The organism is Pseudomonas putida S13.1.2, assembly GCF_000498395.2.
Taxonomy (GTDB): Bacteria; Pseudomonadota; Gammaproteobacteria; order Pseudomonadales; family Pseudomonadaceae; genus Aquipseudomonas; species Aquipseudomonas putida_Q.
Map to the genome: position 1 here is coordinate 2,615,600 of NZ_CP010979.1, position 25,520 is coordinate 2,641,119.

At 64.4% G+C, this 25,520-nt stretch carries 20 protein-coding genes and 1 pseudogene; 9 read left to right on the forward strand and 12 right to left on the reverse strand.

Annotation, left to right across the window (positions count from 1 at the left end):
• Positions 1-3 precede the first annotated feature (3 nt).
• The 4 genes from N805_RS11745 to N805_RS11760 form a co-directional block, all read right to left on the reverse strand.
• Complete coding sequence (locus N805_RS11745; protein WP_019472934.1) at positions 4-513, reverse strand: sigma-70 family RNA polymerase sigma factor; 510 nt, start codon at positions 511-513, stop codon at positions 4-6.
• 129 nt (positions 514-642) lie between these two features.
• Positions 643-1,875, reverse strand: coding sequence for a type II toxin-antitoxin system HipA family toxin (locus tag N805_RS11750; RefSeq protein WP_019472935.1), 1,233 nt, complete (start codon positions 1,873-1,875; stop codon positions 643-645).
• Positions 1,859-2,113, reverse strand: a complete 255-nt coding sequence (locus N805_RS11755) for a helix-turn-helix domain-containing protein (RefSeq protein ID WP_019472936.1) — start codon at positions 2,111-2,113, stop codon at positions 1,859-1,861. Before N805_RS11755 ends, N805_RS11750 begins: the two co-directional genes overlap by 17 nt.
• Before the next feature lie 152 nt (positions 2,114-2,265).
• A complete protein-coding gene (locus N805_RS11760) occupies positions 2,266-3,177 on the reverse strand; it encodes a LysR substrate-binding domain-containing protein (protein ID WP_019472937.1) in 912 nt (303 codons plus the stop codon).
• A 194-nt stretch (positions 3,178-3,371) separates the two neighbouring features.
• On the opposite strand from N805_RS11760, the gene N805_RS11765 reads away from it, so the two are divergent.
• The 3 genes from N805_RS11765 to ttdB are packed head-to-tail and all read left to right on the forward strand — an operon-like array spanning position 3,372 to position 6,261.
• Positions 3,372-4,703 (forward strand): dicarboxylate/amino acid:cation symporter, encoded by a 1,332-nt coding sequence (locus N805_RS11765; protein ID WP_019472938.1) that lies wholly within the window; start codon positions 3,372-3,374, stop codon positions 4,701-4,703.
• Positions 4,704-4,756: 53 nt separating this feature from the next.
• Entirely contained in the window at positions 4,757-5,656 is a 900-nt protein-coding gene (ttdA, locus tag N805_RS11770; RefSeq protein WP_019472939.1) for a L(+)-tartrate dehydratase subunit alpha, read from the forward strand.
• Positions 5,653-6,261 (forward strand): L(+)-tartrate dehydratase subunit beta, encoded by a 609-nt coding sequence (gene ttdB / locus N805_RS11775; RefSeq protein WP_003259286.1) that lies wholly within the window; start codon positions 5,653-5,655, stop codon positions 6,259-6,261. The genes ttdA and ttdB overlap by 4 nt, the downstream gene beginning before the upstream one ends.
• A gap of 156 nt (positions 6,262-6,417) precedes the next feature.
• Here ttdB and N805_RS11780 read toward each other — a convergent pair whose 3' ends face one another.
• Positions 6,418-7,476 carry a sigma-54 interaction domain-containing protein gene (locus tag N805_RS11780; RefSeq protein ID WP_028613542.1) on the reverse strand — a complete coding sequence of 353 codons (1,059 nt, stop codon included), beginning with the start codon at positions 7,474-7,476 and terminating at the stop codon, positions 6,418-6,420.
• A 293-nt stretch (positions 7,477-7,769) separates the two neighbouring features.
• Here N805_RS11780 and N805_RS11785 point away from each other — a divergent pair, with 293 nt between their 5' ends.
• From N805_RS11785 to N805_RS11810, 6 genes are all read left to right on the forward strand, one after another.
• Positions 7,770-8,843 (forward strand): ABC transporter substrate-binding protein, encoded by a 1,074-nt coding sequence (locus tag N805_RS11785; RefSeq protein ID WP_028613541.1) that lies wholly within the window; start codon positions 7,770-7,772, stop codon positions 8,841-8,843.
• Between the two features lie 11 nt (positions 8,844-8,854).
• Positions 8,855-10,078, forward strand: a complete 1,224-nt coding sequence (locus tag N805_RS11790) for a lipase family protein (protein ID WP_028613540.1) — start codon at positions 8,855-8,857, stop codon at positions 10,076-10,078.
• Positions 10,079-10,090: 12 nt separating this feature from the next.
• Positions 10,091-11,290 carry an LLM class flavin-dependent oxidoreductase gene (locus tag N805_RS11795; RefSeq protein ID WP_028613539.1) on the forward strand — a complete coding sequence of 400 codons (1,200 nt, stop codon included), beginning with the start codon at positions 10,091-10,093 and terminating at the stop codon, positions 11,288-11,290.
• 4 nt (positions 11,291-11,294) lie between these two features.
• Positions 11,295-12,848 (forward strand): ABC transporter substrate-binding protein, encoded by a 1,554-nt coding sequence (locus N805_RS11800; protein ID WP_028613538.1) that lies wholly within the window; start codon positions 11,295-11,297, stop codon positions 12,846-12,848.
• Positions 12,849-12,967: 119 nt separating this feature from the next.
• The gene (locus N805_RS11805) at positions 12,968-15,544 is read left to right on the forward strand and encodes a TonB-dependent receptor (RefSeq protein WP_028613537.1); all 2,577 of its coding nucleotides are present in this window, start codon (positions 12,968-12,970) and stop codon (positions 15,542-15,544) included.
• Positions 15,545-15,572: 28 nt separating this feature from the next.
• Complete coding sequence (locus N805_RS11810) at positions 15,573-16,661, forward strand: LLM class flavin-dependent oxidoreductase (RefSeq protein ID WP_016500375.1); 1,089 nt, start codon at positions 15,573-15,575, stop codon at positions 16,659-16,661.
• 163 nt (positions 16,662-16,824) lie between these two features.
• Here the strand turns inward: N805_RS11810 and N805_RS11815 are convergent, their stop codons facing one another.
• The 7 genes and pseudogenes from N805_RS11815 to N805_RS11845 form a co-directional block, all read right to left on the reverse strand.
• Positions 16,825-18,606 carry a dipeptide ABC transporter ATP-binding protein gene (locus tag N805_RS11815; protein ID WP_028613536.1) on the reverse strand — a complete coding sequence of 594 codons (1,782 nt, stop codon included), beginning with the start codon at positions 18,604-18,606 and terminating at the stop codon, positions 16,825-16,827.
• Entirely contained in the window at positions 18,603-19,430 is an 828-nt protein-coding gene (locus N805_RS11820; protein WP_028613535.1) for an ABC transporter permease, read from the reverse strand. Before N805_RS11820 ends, N805_RS11815 begins: the two co-directional genes overlap by 4 nt.
• A complete protein-coding gene (locus tag N805_RS11825) occupies positions 19,423-20,499 on the reverse strand; it encodes an ABC transporter permease (protein WP_028613534.1) in 1,077 nt (358 codons plus the stop codon). Before N805_RS11825 ends, N805_RS11820 begins: the two co-directional genes overlap by 8 nt.
• Positions 20,492-22,066, reverse strand: coding sequence for an ABC transporter substrate-binding protein (locus N805_RS11830; RefSeq protein ID WP_028613533.1), 1,575 nt, complete (start codon positions 22,064-22,066; stop codon positions 20,492-20,494). The genes N805_RS11825 and N805_RS11830 overlap by 8 nt, the downstream gene beginning before the upstream one ends.
• A 10-nt stretch (positions 22,067-22,076) precedes the next feature.
• Positions 22,077-23,264 (reverse strand): LLM class flavin-dependent oxidoreductase, encoded by a 1,188-nt coding sequence (locus tag N805_RS11835; protein ID WP_028613532.1) that lies wholly within the window; start codon positions 23,262-23,264, stop codon positions 22,077-22,079.
• 164 nt (positions 23,265-23,428) lie between these two features.
• Positions 23,429-24,160, reverse strand: coding sequence for a class II aldolase/adducin family protein (locus N805_RS11840; RefSeq protein ID WP_028613531.1), 732 nt, complete (start codon positions 24,158-24,160; stop codon positions 23,429-23,431).
• A gap of 18 nt (positions 24,161-24,178) precedes the next feature.
• Positions 24,179-25,239: pseudogene (locus N805_RS11845) on the reverse strand (ABC transporter substrate-binding protein).
• Between the last annotated feature and the right edge of the window lie 281 nt (positions 25,240-25,520).

The window sequence follows — 25,520 nt, forward strand, 5'->3', positions numbered from 1 at the left end:
GGCTCAGGCCTCGGCCAGCATCAGGCAGTGGGTCAGTGCCCGCACGGCGTGTTTTTTGACGGTGGTGAGCGAAACATCCAGGCGCCGCGCGATTTCCACATAGCTCAAGCCATCGAGCTGGGCCATGAGGAAGATCTCGCGGGTACGCGTGCCCAAGCCGTCGAGGAGCCGATCGATTTCCAGCAGGGTCTCGATGATCACCAGGCGAGCCTCGGGCGAAACCTCTAGATGCTCGGGCCGTGCCGCGAGGGTTTCCAGGTAGGCCTGCTCCACGGCACGCCGGCGGAACATGTCGATCATCAGGCTACGGGCGACACTGCTCAGATACGCCCGTGGCTGTTGCAGCTCGGCCGCCTTGCGCAGGGTCAGCACCCGCATGAACGTGTCCTGGGCCAGGTCGGCCGCATGCTCCATACACCCGAGCTTGCGGCGCAGCCATCCGCACAGCCAGGAATGATGGTCCTCGTAAAGCGTGTGCACGGCTTTTTGCAGGGAAGGGTCAGCACAGGACATGGTAGAACCGATCAGGGCGTCTTTAATAATGACTCTCATTTAACCCGAGTCTGACCGGATTTCGCAATTGCTTTGCATAGCTGACTCGAAACACAGCTTGTGAAACGTGAACCAGGGTTCGAAAGGAGCCTAGGCCACAATACTTCTGTTCAACCCCAAAGCCCATGCAGCGGCCATCCTCTCCCCGACAGGCTCGAAGGCCGGATGGCTGTTGCGATAATCCGAAAGCTCCGCCATCGCACGGTTCATGCCGACTTCCACTCGGTTGAGCAACTCCTCGCAGCGCGCTTGCGTGAGGTTGCAGGCGGTGCGTCCGAACTGCACCAGCATCTTGCGCTTGGGCCACGCTTTCGACCCGCCCAGCAACAGCCCCATGATGTCGTGGCTGTTGTACACGGTCGTGGTCACCAAGTCATAGGCCGGCGCGAGCCAGATGTCGGCGTGCTCGGCACAGTTCTCGTAGAGCAGGCCGAAGTTCTTCAAATGAGCATCGCCGTTCTGGATACCGGCGCACAACGCAACCATGGTGAAAAAGTCTTCCAGCGCACGAGGTACCCGACCGGGCGTGACATACAGCTTGATCAACTGCGCGCAGCCTTGGTAGCTGCCATCATACTTCTTGCGAGTGCCCCACCCCGAAAGCACGCACATGTCCTCAAAGCCCAGGTAGGCGTTATCGCCGACGTCAAAGCGTTGAACCACCAGAAACCTCCCCTGCTGACTAAGCTGGAGTTCAGGTACTTGCAGGCCGCAATGCAACGCCGCACGCATGCAGAAATACTCGTTGGCCGCCAACTGAGGAAAATCTGATTCGTTGAATGCCTTGACCAGGTGTGTTGCCCCGCGGTGGGTGACCCGGTCTACATCAGGGGTGCTGGCATCGATATCGCGCACCAGCACCTTGGGCTGAACACCGGATACGCCTGAATAGGCCGCGTATGTACTCAAAAGCTCGGCAAACAGGTCTTTTGCACCGTCGTGAACCAGCAAGCTGGACAGCTTCATGGCCGGCACGGGTTCGTCACCGAGATGCTGGGCGATGCTGATCCGACCCAGTTGGTGAGGGCCGACAATGCCTAACAAGGCGAAATCATCAAATCCGCGCACCGACTTGCTGAACCGCCGCATCAGCTCTTCCTTGAGGTGTCCTTCCGGAAGGTTCATCTCGAACAAGGGGTGAATTCCATACTCCCACTTGTAACTCTCCAGGCGCGTTGGCATGGTCAGGGAGACGGCTTGCGCTTCGCCAGCCGATGGGTTGTAGGTGAAGACCGTATCACGCGGATTTTCGTCACTGCGCCCCAGGGTGCCGACAGTGGCGTCGCCCGCGCCGACGTACAAGCGATCACTCGAACTGATCATGGATACCCCCGGCCTTCAGCTCATCGAGTGTTCTACGCCGGCGCTTGGGCGTGGCCGTCAGTTCGTATCCCAAACCCTCCAGGATTGCTGCAACCTTGCGAATGCCGACTTCGGGGATCGAGTTGTTCTCGATCCCAGAGATGGTCGCACGGCTCATGCCATGACGTTGCGCGAGCTGGGCCTGGGAAAGCCCGGCATCTTTACGCAGCTTTTTGATCAGTTTGCCTAAAACATCCATAAAATTTGCACCGTATACAATGCATAATGTAGAAATCCACATAAATGCATCGTATTTGATTCAAATTAATCTGTACAGGCGTTTCTTGGCGGCCATGAGAACCAAGGTTTTCGGCAAGCCTTGAGCCGACTGCACACCATCTGCAAACCGGCTCACTGCCACGCAGCCAGGGTTTCTCCCTGTCGGAAGAACGTCCTCAAGTGCTCGACAAAACACGAGACCTTGGCCGACAGGTTCAGGCGCTCCAGGTACACCGCATAGATATCCGCAGGCGGGGTGTGGTAGTCGCCCAGCACTTCCACCAGCCGCCCGCTGCGCAGGTGGTCAGCCAGGTTCCACTCGGCCCGCATCAGGATGCCTTGCCCATCGAGGGCCCAGTTCAGGGCGACCTCGCCATCATTAGTGCTCAGGCTGCCACGCACCTTCACCGACTCGCTCTGCTTGCCGCGGCTGAGGCGCCAGATGCCGAACGCAGCATCGTTCTGGCGCAACACGATGCAGTTGTGGCTGGCCAGGTCTTTTGGCGCTTCTGGGGTGCCGTGGGCCTCCAGGTAACCGGGCGCCGCGCACAACCGGCGGCGGTTGGCAGCGATCTTGCGGGCGATCAGCCGCGAATCAGGCAGCTCACCAAAGCGGATGGCCACATCGATAGCGTCGTTCGGCAGGGCGATTGGGCGGTCAGTCAGGTGCAACTGCACCTCTACCTCGGGGTAGCGCTTGGCAAACGACGACACTGCCGGCCCCACATGCGTACGGCCAAAACCCAGCGGCGCATTGACCCGTAGCAGGCCCTTGGGCTCGGCACGGCTGCTGGACACCTGGCGCTCCATTTCCTCGATCTCACCCAGTATCCGCCGGGCATTCACCAGGTAGGTCTCGCCCTCGGCGGTAAGGCTGATGCTGCGTGTGGTGCGATTAAGCAGCCGCACGCCCAGGCGTTGCTCCAGCTGCGCCAGGCGCTTGGAGACTGCGGGCGGCGTCAGGTTCAGTTCGCGCGCGGTGCCCGCCAGGCTGCCCACCCTGATCAGCTGGGTGAAAAACGCCAGCTCCGATACCGGATTCATAATTAACCTGAAGGAAACAATGAGTTGAATTTCATTGTATTACAGCATTTTTGAAAAACCATTACCTTTTGCCCTGCGTGATTAACCACAACAAAGCTGGGCTCTTCGGCCGCCAAGGCCAGGTGTGACCTGCACCTCACGATCAGCCCAGCCGCCAGATAAATCCGACTCACAACAATAATTCGGAGACGGCAATGGCCAAGCGATTGTTCGGCAAGCTTTACGTACAAGTATTGATCGGCGTAACCCTCGGGGTGCTGATCGGGGTGTTCTGGCCACAGGTTGGCGCAGACTTGAAGCCCATCGGCGACGCCTTCATCAAACTGATCAAGATGGTCTTCGCCCCCATCATCTTCGCCACCGTGGTGCTGGGCATCGCCAAGATGGAAAACATGAAGGAACTCGGCCGCGTGGGTGTGCGTGCGCTGATCTACTTCGAAGTGCTGTCCACCTTTGCCCTGGTGCTGGGGTTGGTGGTGGTCAACCTCGTACAGCCCGGCCAGGGCATGAACGTCGACCCTGCCACCCTCGATGCCAAGAGCATCTCCACCTACACCGCTGCCGCAGCCGGCAATAGCGGCGGCTTCATCGACTTCATGCTGCATGTGATACCCGGCAGCGTGACCGACGCCTTCGCCAAGAACGAGATCCTGCCGATCCTGCTGTTCAGCACCCTGTTCGGTATCGCCCTCTCGCACCTTGGCCCTCGTGGCAAGCCCATGGTGGATGTGCTGGAAGCGTTCTCCCACGGCATGTTCTTCATCGTCGGCATGATCATGCGTGTGGCCCCGCTGGCTGCCTGTGGCGCCATGGCCTTCACCGTCGGCAAGTACGGCCTGGGCTCCATCGTGTCGCTGGGCAAGCTGATGGCAACCATGTACCTGACCTGCTTCCTGTTCGTGGTGATCGTGCTGGGCACCATTGCCCGGTTGTCCGGCTTCAACCTGTGGAAGTTCCTCAAGTACCTGAAGGAAGAACTGTTCACGGTACTGGGCACCAGCTCGTCCGAGTCGGTGGTGCCGCAGTTGATGAACAAGCTGGAAAAGGTCGGCGTGTCCAAACCGGTGGTGGGCCTGGTGATCCCCTCGGGCCTTACCTTCAACCCGGATGGCCAGTGCATCTACTACACCATGGCCGCCATCTTCATCGCCCAGGCCACCAACACGCCGTTGACCCTGATGGACCAACTGCTCGTGCTAGGCGTGCTGCTGCTTACCTCCAAGGGCTCCGCAGGGGTGACCGGTTCGGGCTTCATCACCCTGGCCGCAACCCTGGCGACCATGGACAACATCCCGGTGGCCGGCATGGTGCTGCTGCTGGGCGTGGACCGCTTCATGTCCGAAGCCCGCGCCATCACCAACACCATTGGCAATGCCGTCGGCACCGTGGCTATCGCCAACTGGGTCGGCGCACTGGACAAGCAACGCATGGCCCAGGCCCTGGACGGCCAGCTACCGGCAGAACCACAACCCACCGAGACCCGCCCTGCCCTTGCACAACTGGAGGCCGGCACACCCACACCCTGACCTTTCGATAACAGCAAAAAGAACCCGCCTTGTGATGCAGTGAGGAAATAATCATGGACAAAGAAACCGCCGTGTCATCGCTTACCGACGTGATGGCCAAGTTCACCGCCTACATCGGCAAACGGCTGCCCAAAGATGTGAAGGAAAAGACCGCCAAGTTGCGCGCCGCCGAAACCAACCCGCTGGCCATCGCCGTATACGACTCAATGGCCGACAACCAGGAATACGCCGACAAGCTCAACCGCCCTAGCTGCCAGGATACCGGGGTGATCCAGTACTTCGTCTCGGCCGGCGCGCGCTTCCCGCTGCTCGGTGAGATGGAAGGCATCCTCGAGAACGCCACCAAAGAAGCCACCATCCAGGGGCCGTTGCGCCACAACGCGGTGGAAACCTTCATCGAGAAGAACACCGGCACCAACACCGGCTCGAAAATCCCGTGGCTGGACTGGGAAATCATCCCCGATGCCGACTACGCCATCGTCGATGTGTACATGGCCGGTGGCGGCTGCACCTTGCCAGGCTCGGCCAAGGTGCTGATGCCGGGGCAAGGCTATGAAGGGGTGACCGAGTTCGTCTTCGATGTCATCACCTCTCGCGGCGTCAACGCCTGCCCGCCGCTGCTGGTGGGGGTTGGGGTTTCGACTTCGGTGGAAACTGCAGCACGCCTGTCGAAGAAGGCCATCCTGCGCGAGGTGGACTCCAGCCACCCCAACGAAAGCGCGGCAATGATGGAAAAGCTGCTGGAGGACGGCCTGAACGAAATCGGCATCGGCCCGCAGGGGCTCACCGGCAACAGCAGCGTAATGGGCGTGAACATCGAGTCCTCGGCCCGCCACCCCTCCACCATCGGCGTGGCAGTGTCCACCGGCTGCTGGGCACATCGCCGCGGCAAGATCCGCATCAACGCCGACCTGACCTACGACATCCTCTCGCACGAAGGGGTAGTACTGTGAAAAAGATCCTGAGCACACCGATCAGCGACGAAGACCTGGCCAACCTCAACGTCGGTGATGTCGTCTACCTCACAGGCCAACTGGTGACCTGCCGTGACGTGGCACACCGGCGCCTCATCGAATTGGGCCGCGAACTGCCGGTTGACCTGCGTGGCGGCGCAATTTTCCACGCCGGCCCCATCGTCAGGAAGAAAGACGATGGCAGCTTCGAGATGGTTTCCATCGGCCCGACCACCAGCATGCGCATGGAAAAGTTCGAGAAGCAGTTCATCGAGCAGACCGGTGTGAAGCTGATTGTCGGCAAAGGTGGCATGGGGCCTGAAACCACCACCGGCTGCCTGGAAAACAAGGCGGTGCATGCGGTGTTCCCGGGCGGTTGTGCAGTGCTGGCAGCAACCCAGGTGGAAGAGATCGAGCGCGCCGAGTGGCAGGACCTGGGCATGCCGGAGACACTGTGGGTCAACCGCGTGCGCGAGTTCGGGCCGCTGATCATTTCCATCGATACCAAAGGCAACAACCTGTTCGAGCAGAACAAGGCCCGCTTCAACGAGCGTAAAGGGGCAGTGATCGAGAAGATCAACAGCCAGGTGCGCTTCATCAAATAACCGAACGCTGACGCGGTCCGTGTAGGAGCGGCCTTGTGTCGCGATGGGCTGCACAGCAGCCCCAGCTCTCTTTGCGTTGACGTTGAGATCCCCGGGGCTGCTTTGCAGCCCATCGCGACACAAGGCCGCTCCTACAGGAACCGCGCAGGCCGCAACTCAAGCTTTTGTCAGTTCGCCAATTTTCTCCAGCCGCGCCCGCACGATGTTGCGGCTGATGTTCAGCAACCGCCCTGTCTGCAACTGGTTGCCGTGGCAGTACCGATACGCCGCCCTGAACACCGTCTCCTCGATGTGCTCATACAAATTCGGCACATTCTGCTCGAACAACGCCAGCAACGCGCTTTCCAGGTCAGGCGGTGCTGCGCTCGCTGCCGGCAAATACGCATGGGCCGCAGGCGCCGCCACCTGTGGCCGCATATCGACCAAGTGCAGATCCGCCGGTGCCACCACCTGATACCGGCAGACCAGCAACGCATGGTGAATGGCGTTTTCCAGCTCGCGGATGTTGCCCGGCCAACTATGCGCCAGCAATTTGCGCTCGGCATCCGGGCTCAACGAGGCAGGCTCGTAACCCAGGCGTCGGCAATGCTCTTCGATGAAAAATTCCGCCAGCGGCAGGATGTCCCCCGGCCGCTCGCGCAGCGGCGGCAAGCGAATCGTCGCCACATGCAGGCGGTAGAACAGGTCTTCACGAAAATGCCCCGCCACCACCGCATCGGCCAGGTTGACGTTGGTCGCCGCCACCAGCCGCACGTTGATCGGGATTGGCGTGCGTGAGCCCAGGCGCACCACTTCACGCTCCTGCAGCACCCGCAGCAACTTCACCTGCATGTTCAGCGGCAGGTCGCCGATTTCATCCAGGAACAATGTGCCGCCATTGGCCGCTTCGAACCAGCCGGCCTTGTTGCTGGTGGCGCCTGTAAACGCGCCTTTCTCGTGGCCGAACAGCTCGCTCTCCACCAGGGTTTCGGCAAAAGCACCGCAGTTCACCGCCACGAATGGCTCACGCCCACGGCGGCTGAGGTGGTGGATATGACGGGCGACCAGCTCCTTGCCGGTGCCGGTTTCGCCGATGATCAGGGTATTGGCCTCGCTGGGCGCCAGGCGCTCGATGCGGCTGAGCAGCTCCTGGGAGCGCGGGTCCTTGAACACGAGCACGGTGGCACGTACCGACTTGGTCAGCTCGCGGGCATTGGGGTGGGTGATCAGCGACATAGGGGCATTCCTGGCAGTTGACGCGCAGGCCCATAGTGCATGAAACAAATTAGATCAAAAAATTATTAATTAATATTTAGATATTCGAATTGGAAATATTCAAATTTCCAGCAACCAATTGCTGCTACAGCAGCAACCCGGCAGCACTCGCCTGCCCGTCGACCAGCAGGCCTTTAATTCCATACCCACTTCCCCTTGGCAGGAGCCCCTGTAAATAAAGGGCTGTAGCCCCTTCATGGCATGCTGGCATGCATTTCGCTCTTGGCCTGTAGAACCTTTGCCTGGAGCTGCACATGAACAATCCCTGGCGTAATGCCCTCGCCCTGCTGGGCGGCCTGTTCTTCAGCCTGGCTGCGCTGGCAGCCGAGCCACCGGCGGCGGTGCGCATCGCCATCGTCGCCTTCACCCAGGGCGGTGCGCCGGTGTTCGGCGGCATCCCCGGGCGGGTGATTGAAGAAGGCTGGCTGGAACAGCAACTGGCCGCCCGCGGCGTGAAACTGCAATGGACCGCCCTGCCCCATGCCGGCGCCGGGCCGCAGATCAACGAAGGCTTCAGCAACGACAGCCTGGACTTTGCCGTCCGCGGCGACCTGCCTTCGGTCATCGCCGGTGCCGGCCAGGTGCCGGGCAAGCTGGTGGTACCGGGTGGCAGCGGCAACAACATCTACCTGGTAGTACCGAGCGACTCGACGGTGCGCAGCATCCAGGACCTCAAGGGCAAGCGCCTGGCCTTGCACCGCGGCCGCCCATGGGAGTTCGCCTTCAGCAACTTCCTGCAAAGCCAGGGCCTGGCACTCAGTGACTTCAAGATCGCCAACCTCAACCCACAGGTGGGCGCCGCTGCAGTGTCCGCCGGCAAGGTCGACGCCGCCGTGCTGCTCAACGAAGCCTACGCCCTGGAAGACAAAGGCGTCGCGCGCATCCTTTGGTCGACCAAGCAAGGCGCCAACGACTGGCGGCTGGTCTCGGACCTGTGGGGCACTGACCGCTTCGTGCAGCAGCACGCCGACCTGACGCAACTGGTGGCCACCGCCTGGGTGCGCGCGGCCTGGTGGATCTCCCAGGAACAGAACCGCGACGCCTACTACGGGCTGTCTTCGCGCGCCGGTGTGAGCGAAAGCGTGCTGCGCCGAGACGACCAGGACGACCCGGTCGCGTGGAAGGCGCGCTGGGCGCCGAAAAGCGATGCCCAGCTCAAGGCCCACTACGACGCCCTGGGCCAGTACGCCCTGGCCAACCGGCTGATCCGCACGCCCTACGACATCACCAGCGACCTGGCCACAGGCTTTACCCGCCAGGCGCTGATCGACCTGCAACTGACCCACTACTGGCCGTCCCTCGACGCCCAGATCAGCCAACAACCTTGAGAGCCTTACCCATGAAACTGCCTGCTTCGCTCATCTTCGGCCTCAGCGCCCTGGCCCTGTCCATCGGTGCCATGGCCGCTGAAACCTACGCGCCCAAACCTGACCCGCAACAGGGCGATGGCCGTGTGTCGGCCTTCTACACCTGGAGCAAGGTCATCCCCGCCACGCCTGGGAAACTGCTGCGCAGCGAACCGTTGGACCAGGCGCTCAGCCTGCCCAATGCAGCAAGCGCCCAGCGCATTCTCTACACCTCGCTGGATGGCATCGACGGCAAGACCCCCGTCGTGGTTTCCGGCGCACTGTTCATCCCCAAAGGCAAGGCCCCGGCAGGCGGCTGGCCGGTCGCCAGCTGGGGCCATGGCACAGTCGGCGTGGCGGATATCTGCGCGCCGTCCTGGGCTGGGCGTAGCTACCGCGACGTGCAATACCTCAACCGCTGGCTCGAGGAGGGCTACGCCATCGTCGCCACCGACTACCAGGGCCTCGGTGTGCCGGGCGGCCACCCGCTGCTGAACAACCGCATGGCCGCCTACGGCATTCTCGATGCTGCCAAGGCTGTGGTAGCTGGCGTGCCGGGGCTGGCAGACAAAGTGCTGATCATAGGCCAGTCGCAAGGTGGCGCGGGGGCCTTTGCCGCGGGTGCCTATGCGGCGACCTATGCGCCCAAGCTGGGCGTCAAGGGCAGTATCGGCACGGGGGTGATCTACACCGTGGGCTCGAAGAATGTCGGTGAACAGGACCAGGACAAGGTCGACCCGGCCCTGGCCTATGGCTTCTACACCCTGCTGGCGGCGCAGCAGTACGACCCGAGCATCGACCCGCGCGAATTCTACACCGACAAGGCCTTGCCGCTGTTCGAACAAGCGCGCACCAGCTGCCTGTCAGCCTTGGTCAGCGACGTGGTGGGCACAGGCCTGACCCCGGCCAACGCCAAGAAAGACTATAAGGGCGACCAGCTCAAGCCATGGCTGGCGCAGGTGTCGTACCCGACCCTGAAACTGGCCCAGCCGATCTTCATCGGCACCGGCGCCGAGGACAAGACCCCCGCCGCCGCTACCCAGGTGGCGCTGATGCAGGACGCCTGCAAGGCCGGCTCGGTGGTGCAGGGCCACCTGTACAAGGGCCTGGGCCACAGCGAAACGGTGAATGCCTCGCTGAAGGACTCGATTCCCTTCGCCCGCCAGGTCATCAGCGGCCAGCCGGTTACCCCCAATTGCAGCCCAAGCGTCCAGTAAGGAGGCCAGCCCATGAGCATCGAATTCTTCACCCGCCTGCCCTTGCATGGCGAAACCCAATTCCTCCCCGGCGACCCACGCAACCGTGGCGACTGGCATGCGGGCGAGGCCAGCACCGGTGCGGTATCGGGGTTTGTCGTAGGAGACCATTTCACCTATATCGACTACCTCGGCCAAATCGCCCGCGCCGCTGAAATAAACGGCTTTGGCGGCGCGCTGATGGTCAACGCCCCCACCGGCGAAGAGCCATGGACGGTGTGCTCGCTGTTGGCCCGGGAAACCCGCACGCTGAAATTCGTCACCGCGTTCCAGCCCTATCACTACACCCCGTGGGTGGCCGTGCAACAGGCCGCGACCTACCAGCGCGCCACCGGCAACCGACTGGTGTGGAACATCATCAACGGCGGCTCCGATGCCATCCAGCGCCAGGTCGGCGACTTTGAAGACCATGACCAGCGCTACGCCCGTGCCACCGAATTCATGGACGTGGTGCGCGGCTATTGGCACAACGAGCAGTTCCACTACGCAGGCACCTACTACCGCGCCGAGGGCGGTGGCCTGCGCGGCCCGCTGAAAAAAGCCGAGTTGCCGCTGATCTGCACCGCTGGCTCGTCGGTGGCAGCGCGGGAGTTCGCCGCCAAGCACGCCGACTTCTACCTGATGCGCGCCGAGCACCCTGACGAAATTGCCGCGCTGATCGCCGACATCCGCGCCCGGGCGCTGAAGTGGGGCCGTACCGACATCCGCTTTGGCCTGTCCATCGACGTGATCGCCCGCGACACCGAAGCAGCCGCACTGGCCGAGGCCAAGCGCTTCTTCGACGAAGGCGTGGCCAAAGGCACGGTCAAGGCCCGCGCCGCCCACGCTGGCCTGCGCACCGCGCGCAAGCTGAGCTACGAGCACGGCTACAGCGACCAGGACGAGCAGCAGGCCTTCGACGACTTCTTCATCCACCCCAATGTGTGGACCGGTTTTGGCTACATCGGCATCCCGCCGGGCTGCGCACTGGTGGGCAGCTACACCAACGTGGTGGCGCGTATCCGCGAGTATCACGGCATCGGTGTCGATCTGTTTTTCCTCGCCGGCTACCCGCACCTGGAAGAGGCCTATCGCATTGGCGAGCACATCCTGCCGCACTTCCGTGCACAGCGCGCAGCCCTTGCCCGCCCGCTAGCCGAACCCGTGCAACTGCACGCCAGCAACGGGGCCTGACGCCATGGCCAGGGACGGTTACCCACTGAGCCGGCGCGGCTTCCTCGGCCACGCCGGCGTGCTGGCGGGCGGGCTGCTGGCCGGCTGCGGCCAGGCCGACAGCCCGACCCATGCTGCAGCCGACCAGCCCCGCCATGGCGGGCGCCTGCGCCTGGGCATCATCGACGGCAACCAGAGCGGCAACCTCGACGCCCATAAGCCCATTGGCAGCGGCATCGTGCGTGGCTTTGCGCTGTACAGCAAACTGTGGGAATGGGACGAGCAAATGCAGCCGCGCCTGGCCCTGGCCGAGTTCGCCGAGCCCAATGCCGATGCCAGCAGCTGGACCTTGCGGCTGAAACCGGGGCTGGAATTCCACCACGGCAAGACCATCGACGCCGATGACCTGATCTTTTCCATCCGCCGCCTCACCGACCCGCAGTTGGCCTCGCCCTATGCGGCGCTGCTGCACTGGGTGGACCGCGACAACCTGATCAAGCTGGATGACCGCACCGTGCGCCTGGGCTTTCGCGAGGGGCGCAGTTACCTGCCACTGGCGGAAACCTGGGTCAACTTCGGCGGCATCGTACCGGTGGACTACCACCCGGTCACCAACCCGGTCGGCGCCGGGCCGTACAAACTGAAAAGCTTCACCCCGGGCCAGCGCTCGCTGTTCACCCGCTTCGACAACTACTACAAGCCTGGCAAGCCCTACGCCGATGAACTGGAGATCATCGACTTCAAGGACCAGACCGGCCGGCTGGCGGCGTTGCGTGCGGGGCAGATCGACATGGCCAACGTCATGTCCACCGAGCATTTGCAGGTACTGCAGGCCGACCCACGGCTGCGGCTGCTGAAGTCGGTGAGCGGCAACTGGCTGTCGTTCGACATGAACACCGCCAAGGCGCCGTTCGACGACCCGCGCGTGCGGGAGGCATTCCGCCTGCTGGCCGACCGCGAGGAACTGGTGCGCCGTGCGCTGAATGGCCAGGGCCGGGTGGCCAACGACCTGTATGCACCGTTCGACCCCACCTTCGACCACAGCATCGGCCCGCGCCCCTACGACCCGCAGCGGGCAGCGCAGTTGCTGCGCGAAGCTGGCCATGAACAGCTGCAGGTGGACCTGGTGACCACACCAGGGCCGGGGCTGGCTTCGGCCCTGGTCTTGGCCGAGCAGGCCCGACGTATCGGCGTCACCCTCAACGTGCGCCAGGTCGACCTGGCCACCTTCCAGGGCCCGCAGCGCGACGACTGGACATTAAGTACAGGGGGCAGCATTGGTGCGCCGTTCCTGGCCAGTGCCATCCACACCGACGCGCCGTTCGCAGTAGCCAACAAGACCCACTTCCACGACCGCGAATTCAGCGAGGCCTTCCTCGCTGCCATGGCTCAGCCGGACCTGGAGCAACGCAAGGCGCTGGTGCACCGCGCGCAACGCATTCAGTACGAGCGCGGCGGCATGCTGATATGGGGCTTTGCCGACCTGCTCGACAGTGTCAGCACACGCGTGGGTGGCGCACAGGCGGAGCAGTCGCTGTTCAGTACATGGCGGTTCGAGAGCCTGTGGCTGAAAACCTGATCCGCCCCAAGCCCGCTCCCGCAGAACCTCCTGACAGGCTTGAGAGATACCCACCCAACCGCAGGCGCGGCTGCGCCCTCGCTTCTCCCACATTCCTGCTATTGAACGAGGCCCAGCCAATGCCCCGCGTTACCTTGCTGCACCCCAAATTCCAGCCCAGCGCACTGGCGCTGGCCATTCTGGCCGCCAGCGCGCCGCTGGCCCACGCCGAAGACACCCAACTGCAAACCGTCACCGTGCAGGCCGAACAGACTGACGACGATGCCCTGCCCACCCGACCGCCCGCCTCGATCTACGGCGGCCTGGAAGCCAAGGTGCTGGACACCCCGCGCTCGGTCACCCAGATAAACGCCGAACAACTGGCCAACGACCCGATCCGCAGCTCCGACGACCTGGTCAAGTACGCCCCCGGCATCACCCGCGGCGGTGGCCAGAACGCCGGCATCGCCCCGCAGATGCGCGGGCAGAATACCGAGGTGTTCCAGGATGGCCAGCGCGCCTACGGGGTGCGCCACCCGGCCAACTTCAATGCCTACGAAGGCGCCGACATCGTCGCCGGGCCGTCGTCAGTGACCTACGGTTCGGTCAGCGGCAGTGGCGGCTACGTCAACTACCTGAGCAAGAAGCCTGACTTCAACCGTTTCCGCACCAAGCTCAGCGGCGAAATCGGCAGCTGGATCCCCGATGGCGAATCACGCGATGCCACCAAGTTCAGCATCGACAACACCGGCCCGCTGACGGACAACCTGGCCTACCGGGTGAGCATCACCCGCCAGCGCCAGGAAGACTTCTACGACAACATCGAGAACAACTTCGATGCCTTCTACGGTGCCCTCGCCTGGCGCAACGACAACCTTCGGGTCGACTGGAACGCCGCCTACGATGACTACTACGACTACAACATCACCCACGGCTGGAACCGCGCCACCCAGGACCTGGTCGACCACGGCAAGTACTACGCCGGCCGCGCCACACCGGTCATCCAGAACGGCAATACCCTGTGGTCGCCCGTGCTGTCCTCCGGCGCCTCCGATGCCCAGGTACTTGGCTGGGTGCAGCGCCAGCGCAATGCCCAGGGCCAGTACCAGGTGGTCAACGGCAGCTTCCAGGGCGCGTCGCCCAACACCCAGGCCAACCCCGGCAGCCTGCGTGGCTGGGTCTATGACCCGTCGCTGGCGGGCAACGGCCTGGCCTCGCTGTCGTCACAGACGGGCCAGCGCGCGCAGGATGAAAACCGCTCGCGGCGCGTTACGACCCAACTGCGCGTCGAAGGTGACCTGACCCCCTCGATCACCCTGGCCAACAGCACCTTCTACCAGCACTCCACCGACACCACCGATGCCGTCGGGGCGTTTCAGGTGCAGGGCAAGGACGACATCTTCGACAACCGCTTCGAGTTCCGCGCCCGTGGCCAATTTCAGCTGGGCGACCTGACCCTGGTCGATGACAGCAACACCGGGCTGATCTATCGCCGCGAGCGCAACGAGTCGATCGCCGCCAACAACAGTTTCGGCAGCACCATCAACGCCTATGACCTGACCCTCGACCCCACCTTGAAGAACCCCGGCGACCTGCTCGGCCTGAGCGGCCGCAACCCCGCCGGTGGCAACGCTGCCTGGATCGGCCAACCCGGCGTGCCGCAATTTTCCAACTACTACGGCTGGCTCAACCTGCCCGCCATGTACCCGGCCGGGCATGGCCTGTATGCCGAATCGGTAGCGCCCTACACCGCCGACAGCACCTGGACCACCAAGACCCTGTTCAGCCAGCACAACCTGCGCCTGGGCGAGCGCGTGGGCCTGAACGTGGGCGCCAGCCGCAGCTGGATCGACGCACGTATCGAAAACCCCTTCGTGCTGCCCGGCGGCAACCCGCGCAAGGACTCGGACAACTACCGGCTGTTCTCGGTGCAGGTCAGCCCCTATTTCAAACCCACCGAAAACAGCACGCTGTATTACACCTTCGACCGCTCGCTGGCGGTGAATACCGGTTTCTTCACCAACGGCCTGGGCTGGGGCAGCGGCACGGGGGCCAACCAGCTCAACCCGCTGGCCTTCGAGAGCCTGAGCGTGTTGCATGAGGTCGGGTTGAAAGTGGAGGCTGTGCCCGACCAGCTGTTCTTCACCCTGGCTGCCTACAAACAGGCGCGCGACCAGTCGCCGGACAGCAACAACAACATCGCCCGGCTGATCGTCAAAGGCTGGGAAGCGACCCTGCGCTACCAGGACCAGCACCTGCGCGGCGGCCTCAACCTCAGCCGCATCAGCGCCTACAACGAGTTCACCAGCCAGGCCGGGTTTGCCTCGGCCGGCTTTATCCCCGACAACGGCACCGTGTTCGGCGACAACAACAGCCTCAACCAGCGCCCGTCCGGCAAGTTCGATGCGGTGCAGATCCCCGAATACAACGCCGGCGGGTATGTCGACTACCGCTTCGACTCAGGGTTTGGCGTCGAGCTTTCCGGCTGGTGGACCAGCAGCTGGTACCTGAACCTGAGCAAGACGGTGAAAGTGCCGGACGAATACAACCTCGACCTTGCCGTGTACTACCGCCAGCCGCAATGGGGCGTGACGGTGCGCATGCTCAACGTTACCGACGAGCTGAATTTCGTCAGTGGCCTGGCTGGCTCCACCAACACCTTCTTGCAACCGATGCCGGGCCGCACGCTGCTGGCCCAGGTCGATTACCAATTCTGATTCCTCCTCAACCTGAAAGGCCTTCGCCATGTCCATTGAATTTGTCGGCATGATCTTCCCCCGCCAGTGGTCCGAGACCCGTGGCGTACGCACACCCGACTTCGACCTGCCATTCATCCGTCACCACGCCCGCGCCCATGAGCATGCCGGGTTCGACCGGGTGCTGATCGCCAGCGGCCCTGGTAGCGCCGACAGCCTGCAGATAGCCGCCTATGCTGCCGCGCACACCGAGCGCCTGGGTTTCATGATCGCCCACCGCCCGGCCCTGACCGCGCCGACGGTGGCCGCACGGGCATTCGCCACGCTCGACCACACCACCGGCGGCGGGCGCATCCGCCTGCATGCAATCACCGGTATCACCGCCGAGCCGCAGGAGGGGGACACGCTGCTGGACAAGACCGAGCGCTACCGGCGTGCCGACGAATACCTGGAGATTGTCCGTCGCACCTGGACGGCGGAGGAGCCGTTCGACTTCGAGGGCCGCTACTTCAATATCAAGGGTGCCTTTTCCCCGGTGAAGCCGCTGCAGCAGCCGCATATCCCGATTTCCTTCGGAGGCTCGTCCGACATCGCCTACCAGATCGCCGTCAAACATGCGGATTTGTATGCCCTGTGGGGTGAGCCGCTGAGCGGCGTGGCCGAGCAGATCGGCAAACTCAAGGCTGCCGCCAACGCCGCAGGCGTGGCGGCGCCAAGGGTCAGCCTATCGGTACGGCTGATCCTGGGTGCCACCGAGGAACAGGCCTGGCAGCGTGCCGAACAGATCCTCGCGCAGATCAAGGCCAACCCACAGTTTGCGGCCGACAGCCCTTGGCAGAAACGCATCAAGGGCACCGGTTCCGAACGCCTGCTGGCCGCCGCCGCCCGTGCCGACCGACATGATCGGGCGTTGTGGATGCCGACCGCGACTGCGGTGGGTGCCTATGGCGATACCACCGCGCTGGTGGGCACGCCGGAGACCGTGGCCCAGGCGCTGCTCGATTATGTCGACCTTGGGGTGACCACCTTTCTCAACCGGGGCTATGACCCGCTGTATGACACGGTGGACTACGGGCGCTGGGTGATTCCGGCGGTGCGCGAGGAGGTGCGGCGGCGCCAGGCCCGGTTTGTGGGGTGAATACGCAGCATGTGCACGCAATCACTGTAGGAGCGGCCTTGTGTCGCGAAAGGGCCGCAAAGCGGCCCCGGCAATCCAACAGTTGACGCTGAAATCCTGGGGCTGCTACGCAGCCCTTTCGCGACACAAGGCCGCTCCTACAGAAAGCACGACACGCAGGAAATCAGCCTGTCGAAAGGCTGGGCGAATGCTCCACCAGCGTGCGGGTATAAGCATCAACCGGCCGCCCCAGCACCTGATCGGCAATACCCTGCTCCACCACCCGCCCCTGGCGCAACACCAGCACACGGTCGGCAATCGCCCGCACCACCCCAAGGTCATGGGTGACGAACAACAAGGTCAGCCCCTCCCCCTGCAGGCGCTGCAGCAAGGCCAGTATCGACGCCTGCACCGACACATCCAGCGCCGAGGTGATCTCGTCACACACCAGCAACTTCGGCTCGCAGATCAACGCCCGGGCAATCGCCACGCGCTGGCGCTCACCACCGGACAAGCTATGCGGATACAAACCGGCCACACGCGCCGGCAGCGACACCCGCTCCAGCACGGCCTCGACCCGCTGACGCGCTTCACCACCGCGTACCCCGAAAAAGTGCGCCAACGGCGCGCTGAGCGTTTGCCCGATCGTCTGCCTCGGGTTCAACGCCCGATAGGGGTTCTGGAACACATACTGGATCTGGTGACGCAGCCGGGCATCACGTTCGCGCGCGGCAAAGGCCAAAGGCTCGCCAGCGTAGCTGAGTTGCCCCTGAACGTTTTCGCCCAGCCCGGCAATGGCCCTGGCCAGGCTGGTCTTACCCGAACCCGACTCGCCCACCAGCGCCAGGCACTCCCCTTGGCCCACCCGCAGGGAAACATCGAACAGCACCTGGCGATCGTAAGCGACATCCAGCCCGCTGACCTCCAGCAACACCGCTTCACCCGGCGCAGCAGCGGCCTCGGCAGCCACCTCACCAATGGGCAGCGGCTCTCGGTGCGGCACCAGGCAAGCCACCCGATGCCCGCCGTCATGCGCCAGCAACGACGGCTCGATCACTGAACACTCTGCACGACGCCTGCCGCAACGCGGCGCAAACGCACAACCATCCGGGCGCTGCCCCGGTGCCGGTGCATGCCCGGCAATCGCCTGCAACGGCTGGCGCCGGGCAATGTCGGGAATGGCCGCGAGCAAAGCGCGGGTGTAGGGATGCGACGGCGCGCGGAACAACGCCTCACGCCCGGCCACTTCCACCAGCCGCCCGGCGTACATCACCATCACCCGGTCGACCAAGTCACGCACCACCGCCAGGTCATGGGTGACGTACAGCGCCGCCACTCCTTGGTCACGGCACAGACGCTTGAGGGTCTGCAGCACATGCGCCTGAGTGGTAACGTCCAGTGCGGTGGTGGGCTCGTCCAGTACGATCAGCCGGGGCCGCAAGACAAACGCCAACGCCAGCATCACCCGCTGTTGCTGCCCGCCAGACAGTTGATGCGCAAACCGCCGCAGGAAACCGTCGTCATCGGGCAGGCCCACAGCCAGCAGGGTTTCGCCGATGCGCTGGCGCACAGCCGCACGCGACAGCGCAGGCTGGTGCGCCAACAGGGTTTCACCCAGCAAGGCCCCCAGGCGCAACGCCGGGTTCAGCGCCGTGGCCGGGTCCTGGGCTACGTAGCCGACCAGCCCGCCACGGGCCAGGCGCAAGGCCTCGCCTTCGAGCTCGAGCAGCGACTGCCCGGCCACCACCACTTGCCCGCCCACAATGCGCGCGCCCTGCCGGGCATGGCGCAGCAACGCCGTGGCCAAGGTGGTCTTGCCCGAGCCGGACTCACCCACCAGGCCGACAATTTCGCCTGCCGCAACGCTGAAGGACACCTCGGCCAGCACATCGACCTGCCCGGCCAGCTCTACCCGCAGGTCGCTGACCTGCAACACTTCACTGGCCACATTCAACAGCGCGCTCATGGCTGCTTCTCCCCAATCCGGGCACTGGCCCGGCCAATCCCTTCGGCAAAGATGTTGGTGCCGTAGGCAAACACCCCGATCAGCAATGCAGGTGCCAGCACGGCCCAGGGCTGCACCAGCAGGCCGGCCTGGTTTTCGTTGATCATCAAACCCCAGTCCGCCGCCGGCGGTGCCACCCCGTAGCCCAGAAAACTCAAGCCGGACAGCATGCCCACCGCCCAGGTCAGCATGTTGCCGAAGTGCACCAACAGCGGCGTGAGGATGTTCGGCAGGATTTCATGAAAGAGGATGCGCCACCGCGGGTACCCCATCATCTGCGCCGCCTCCACGTACTCCTGCCCGGCCACCGCCACGGCACTGCCACGGGCCAGGCGGACAACCCCCGGGGTAAAGGCGATGGCCACGGTCAGCACGATCAGCCAAGGTGCTCGGCCGAGCATGGACACGATCAGCAGCACCAGGATCAGGTCCGGGAACGCCAGCGAGACGTCGGCCGCCCAGCTGATCGCCTGGTCCAGCCGCCTGCGCGAGAACCCGGCCAACAGGCCCAGGCTGCCGCCAACCAGCAATGCGAGCGTGGCTGCTGCCACCGACATCCATAGCACCGACAGGCCGCCGCTGAGCAACCGCGAGAGCAGGTCGTGGCCCAGAAAATCGTGCCCCAGCGGTGCCCCCGCAGCCGGGGGGCCGTACACCGGCCCGACCATCGCCGTCGGCGCATAAGGTGCCAGCCAGGGGCCGAAAGCGGCCAGCAGCGCCACCAGCAAGGTGATCACAGCGCCACGCCGCACCTGGGGGTCGGCCAGCCAACGGGATTCAATCATGGGTCGCCTCCTGGGCAGGGGTGCTGCGTGCACGTCGCCACCAGGGGCGAATGCCGCGCCGTATACGGCGGATCATCCGCACCCGGCGCGCCGTGCGCAGCTTGGGGGTGAGCAATACCGTCAGCAGGTCGGCCAACAGGTTGATCAGCACCACCGCCAGGGTGATGACCAACACCACGCCCTGGATCATCGGCAGGTCGCGCATCTGGATCGCCGCGTTCAACGCAGTGCCGATACCCGGGTAACTGAAGATCACCTCGGCCAGCAGCGCACCGCCAACCAACGTTCGCAGGGTCAGGGCCACGCCCTGGATCGCGGGGGTCAAGGCATTGGGCAAGGTGTGCCGCCAGACGATGCGCCGTTCGGGGATACCACGCAGGCGCGCGGCAATCACATACTCGGACTCCAGCGCCTCGATCATCGAGGCCCGCACCATGCGCGTGAGGTACGGCAGCGCCGTCAGGCTCAGGGCCAGCACCGGTAGCACCAGTGACGGCCACTGCCGCCACAACGGCAACTGCGGGTCGAGGATCGACACCGCCGGCAGCCAGCCCATGCCCGGCATGGAAAACAACAGCACCAGGCCGATCGCCAGCAGAAAGCCCGGCGTGGCCTTGAGCAGGATCAACGCCGACAGGCCCCAGCGGTCCAGACGGCTGTCGCGGCGCAGGGCCAGGCTCACCCCCAGCAACAGGGCCACCGGCACCACCAGCGCCAACACCCCGACCAGCAGGGCAAGGGTGTGGCCCAACCGGCCGAACAGCAGCTGCGCCACCGGCACCTGTGAGTCCAGTGAAATGCCCAGGTCCCCACGTAGTGCTGCGCCTAGCCAACGCAGGTACTGCACCAGAATCGGCTGGTCGAGGCCCAGTTGCCGTTGCAGGGTGAGGATGCTTTCCAGCGGCGCATCCGGGCCGAGAATCACCCGCGCAGGGTCCGAAGGCAGCGCCTGGGTGGCGATGAACACCACCAGGCTGATCACCCAGGCCGTGAGCAACCCGTAACCGAGGCGGCCGATGAACCAGGCCAGCCAGGCCGGCGTGCGGGGCGTGTGTCGAGGATCAGGCATTGGGGTTCAACCAGAGTTCGTCAAAGCGCCAGGAGGCGAAGGTGGTCTGTTCCGGGGCAAGCCCGCCGACCTTGGACGACGCCGCATCGAGCACGTCGGAAAAGCCCCAGATCAGCAACCCGCCACGTTCGTGCTGGATGGCCTGGGCTTCGTGGACCAAGGCCGTGCGCCGCGCCAGGTCGGGCTGGGCCAGGGCTTGCTGGAACAGTTCGGTAAAGCGCGGGTCGTGGAAGTTGCTGCGGTTGTAGATGGCCTGCGGCGCATCGTTGTGCAGCGCCGAGGCAAGAAAGCCGCGCGCCGGGGTCGAGCCCGGCGACAGCTGCCAATGCTCGCGTTGCGGGCCGTTGAAGACCGAGCCGTCCACTTGATTGACCTTCACCTGCACCCCGGCCTTCAAGGCCTGCTGGGCAAACACCAGCGCGGCGTTGACGCCAGGCCCTGGCGTGGTGGTCAGTTCGACGCGCAAATCATCCTGCCCCGCCTGGCGCAGCAGCGAACGGGCCTGGTCCAGGTCGTACGGGCGCTGGGCAATGCCGTGGTTGTAGGTGGGGTCTTGCGGGGAATACAGGTCGTTGGCGACCCGGCCAAAGCCATTGAGCCCACGCGCCACCAACTCCTGGCGGTCGGCCAGCAGGCGGAACGCCTGGCGCACCCGCACATCCTGGAACGGCGCCTTGGCCAGGTTCAGGTTGAAGCCGGTGAACGAGGTGCTCGGCGAGGCGTACAGGCGCAGCCGTGGGTCGGCCTTGAGCAACGCACTGTGCTCAGCCTGCACAGCACTGGCCACATCGATCTGCCCGGCGCGCAGGGCTGCGGCCCGCGAAACCTGGTCCTTGAATTCGATTATTTCCAGTTCATCGGCATAGGGGCGGTTGGGCTTGTAGTAGTTTTCAAAACGGGTGTAGAGCGAGCGCTGGCCAGGTATGAAACTTTTCAGCCGATACGGCCCGGCACCGACCGGGTTGGTCACCGGGTGGTAGTCGGTGGGGACGATGCCGCCGAAGCTGATCAGCGTTTCATCCAGCGGGTAGAAGCTTTGCCCCTGCTTGAAACGTATTTCGACAGTGCGCTCGTCCAGCTTGCGCAGGGCCTGCCGATCGATAGCGCCGACCAGCCCGGCAAATGGCGAGGCCAGCTGCGGGTCGGTCAGGCGCAGGATCGAGAACAGCATGTCGTCGGCGGTGATGCTTTTGCCGTGGTGAAACTCCAGCCCAGGCTTCAGGCGAATGGTCCAGGCGCTGGCATCGGCATTCGGCTCGGCGAACTCGGCCAGCGCCAGGCGCGTGCTGACGTCGGCGTTCCATTCCCAGAACTTGGCGTACAGCGCCCAGCCCCGGATGATGCCACCGCCCACCGGTTTGTGCGCATCAAGGTTGCCGGCCTGGTCGCCATCGATAATGCCCACCCGCAAGCGCCCACCGCGCACCGGCGTGCCCGGCAGCGCCGCACTGGCGGCTGCCGGCGCGCCGCTGTCGCAGCCACTGAGCAGCCCGCCGCCGAGCAGCACGCTGCCGCCAACGGCCAGGCTGTTGCCGAGAAACACCCGGCGCGAAAACAGCTCGCTCATCACCCTCTCCTTACGCCGGTTGCGCCACGCCAGGCTTGCTGGCCGCGCCCAGGCGCGGCACCTCGAAGCCATGGTCCAGGTCCAGTAGCGGGAACAGCAGGTCTGCCACCCGGTGCGCCTCATCAATCAGCGGGAAGCCCGACAGGATGAATGCCGACGTGCCCTGGGCCTCGTATTCACGGATGCGCTCGGCGACCTGTTCGGCGCTGCCGACCAGGTAAGTGCCGGCTGCAGGGCCGAGGATGTTGAAGCCGAACAAGCTGGGGCCCAGCCAGACGTTGGGGTAGATTTCCAGCTCGCGGGCTGTGGGCAGGCGCCCGGCGCGGATGCTGTCCAGGTTGCGCTGGATGCGCGGGTCGTCGCTGACGTAGCTGTCGAAGGTTTGCCCGGCAGGCAACTGGCGTTCGATGGCCGCGCGCGCGGTGGCCAGCGAGGTGCGCTGCAACAGGCGCTCTGCATGGGCCCAGGCCTCTTCCTCGGTTTCGCGCACGATCACTTGCAGGCGGGTGCCGTAGGTCAGCTCACGGCCGATCTTCGCCGCCTCGGCCGCCACCCGGCGGAACTTGTCGCCCAGCTTTTGCGGGGTGTCGGCGAAGCTCAGGTACACGTCCAGCAACTGCACCGAATGGGCTACGCCCGGTGCGGAAGTACCAGCGCCCCATAGCGGGATGCCGGGCTTTTGCTTGGGTGAGTGCCAACCGCCCAGCGGGTGATGGGCTGCGGCTGGCGAACGGGGTGACAACTTGACGTAGCGGCCGTCGTAACCCGCCGTTTCGCCGGCGTAGAAGCTTTGAAAGGCGCGCCAGTATTCCAGGCTGAAGTCGTAGCGTTCATCGTGCGGGTAATGCACGCCCAGGGTAGCCAGGCCGGCGTCGTTGCCGTTGACCACGTTGAACAGCAGGCGGCCGTTGGAGAACTGGTCAAAGGTGAGCGCCCATTTGGCCAACACCGCTGGCGACAACTCGCCCGGGTGCTGGGCGACCAGAAAGCGCAGGCGCTTGGTGGCGTCGATCAGCGCTGCCGACACGGCCAGGCTTTCGTTGGGGCTGGAGCCGAGCAGCGAGCCGTAGTAGCCCAGGCGGTCGGCGGCGATGGCCAGTTGCTTGAGGTGTTCGAAATCGGTGTGCCAGCGGCCTTCGGGCTCCCAGGGATAGGGGCCGTCGGGGGTGGTGAGGTACCAGAGGATTTTTACTGCCATGGGGCTGGATCCTTTTCAGATGAGGTGGTTGAGGGCAGGCCCCTGGGGCTGCTGCGCAGCCCTATCGCGACGCAAGGCCGCTCCCACATTGGTCGGCGTACGCAGGCCCTTGTGGGAGCGGCCTGGTGTCGCGACAGGGGCGCAAAGCGCCCCCAGCGATCGCATCAGTTGCGCCGATCGATGCCTGGCACCAAGCCCAGTTCGGTCGCACGGTCGTACAACCCGCTCATCTTCCACTGCTGGGTCAGCACCCCCGGCCCGTAAGGCCGCGACCCGCCCAGGGCATCGGCCAGCAACTGGATCTGCGCCCCCTCCTCCAGCAACAGGATGAACTCCGCCGTGGCCCGCAGCCCCTGCTTGCCCCACACCGTGGAGCCGCCGTTGGCTTCCAGAATGGCCAGGTTGAACGGGTTCTCGGCGATCTTGTCGAGGATGAAGTCCACCTCGGCCTGGCGCCGGTCGATGTACACCGGCAGCTCGCGGGCCAGCTGGTAACGCTGCACCGGCACGTAGTGGAACGGCAAGGTGCGGTGGGTTTGCGCCCAGGCACCCAGGTACGGGCTGTGCACATGCGACACGGTGGTGACGTCGGGGTGGGTCTGGAACAGCTTGGTATAACGCCCAAGGCCGCCTTTGCCCTTGCCGACAATGACGTTGCCGGCAAAGTCGGTGACGGTGGCCTGCAGCGGCTTGCGGTGGTTCCACGGCCCGCCGTAGTTCACCGACACCAGCAGCTCCTCACCCGGCACACGCTCGATGAAGCCGACCGTGCCATTGGCGGTGATGGTGTTGGTTTCGCGAAATACGCTGAAGGCCGCTTCGGCTTCGGCCACTACCTGGTCGATGAAGGCTTGCAGTTCGGCAGTGACGGGGCGTTCGTTGATCAGTACGGTCATGTTCAATCTCCAGTCAGGTCAGGCGCGGCGTTGGGCCAGCAGTTCATGGGCAGCTTGCAGAGGCCGCGGGTCGACCCAGTCGGCGATGTCGAAATCGGCTTCGAGGAAGCCGTGCAGGTACAGGAAGTCTTTTTGTGTGCCGAGGAAGGCCAGTCGCTGTGCGGACAGGTCCGGCGCCAGCGTGGTGTGGAAGTCACCGCGGTAGGCCTCGGCCACGCCCTGGCTGCCCGCGCGGGTTTCTTCTTCGAGAATGCGGTTGAGCGCGTCGCGGTTGCCGGCCGCCCACTCGGCGGCACGCAAGGTCTGGGCGAGGAAGCGCACCACCAGGTCGAAATGGTTGTCGAGCAGGCGCTGATGCACGGTGATCGGCCGGGGGTGCCGTTGTTGATGCGGTGGCGTGGGTCGGGCAGCAGGTCGAGGTCGACGCCGACCACCAGGCCCAGCCGGCGTGCGGCATCGGCCGCCGCCGCGCCTTTCACGTACACGGCATCGACTTCCCCGCGCGCCAGGTATTCCAGCCCCGACCATAGCCGCTGCAAGCCCAGCTCCGGGGTGGCGGCACTGGCCTGGTCGAGCAGGGCCACTTCCACCAGTTGCACGTCATCCAGGTGCAGGCCTGCCGAGGCCAGGGCGCCTTTGTAACCGTGAAGGCTCATGGCCCGGGCAATGCTGCCTGGCCGGCTGTCGCCCCAGGCCGGCAGCGCCAGGCGTTTGCCGCGCAAGTCTGCGGCGCTGCGGATGCCGGAATCCGGGCGGACCAGGATGGTTTGCCATTCCTCGATCCAGGTCAGGCCGATCAGCCGGCTGGGCGAGCCGGCCGCACGTGCTGCCAGCGCCGGCACATTCCCGCCTTCGCGAAACAGCCCGGGCAGCTGGTGATCGTAGTGGTGATGGCCAAGCTGACGGGCCTCCTGCAGGGTCGAGACAGGCAAGCCATCGGCGGCGAACTCTTGCTCAAGCCAGCCGAGCTTGTAGGCCAGGCCTGAGGCGGTGGGCACCGGGCAACGCGTGAACCAGATGCGTTCCAGGGCGGAGGGGTCGTCTGCCAGGCGTTTTGCTGTGGGGGTTGCGAAGGTCATGGGGTGGCTCCTTGGGCGTCGTGCAAGCACCATTGCAGTGTGCGTGCCAACCGCTGGAGGTCTTGATTTACATGGGATTGGTTGTTTCGCCAGGTCGTTGGGTGCTTGGCTGGGAGCAGGATTGCGGGTGGGGTGCTGCCAGATCAGCAGGGTGGCTGCTGCTGGGGCAGCAAGAGGTTATACAAGCCGCGCAGCATGGGGCCTGAAGAGGGGTGGCAAAGATATTGCTCTAGGGCTTGGTACCGCGGTGTGGCCATTCGCGGGCATGCCCGCTCCCACAA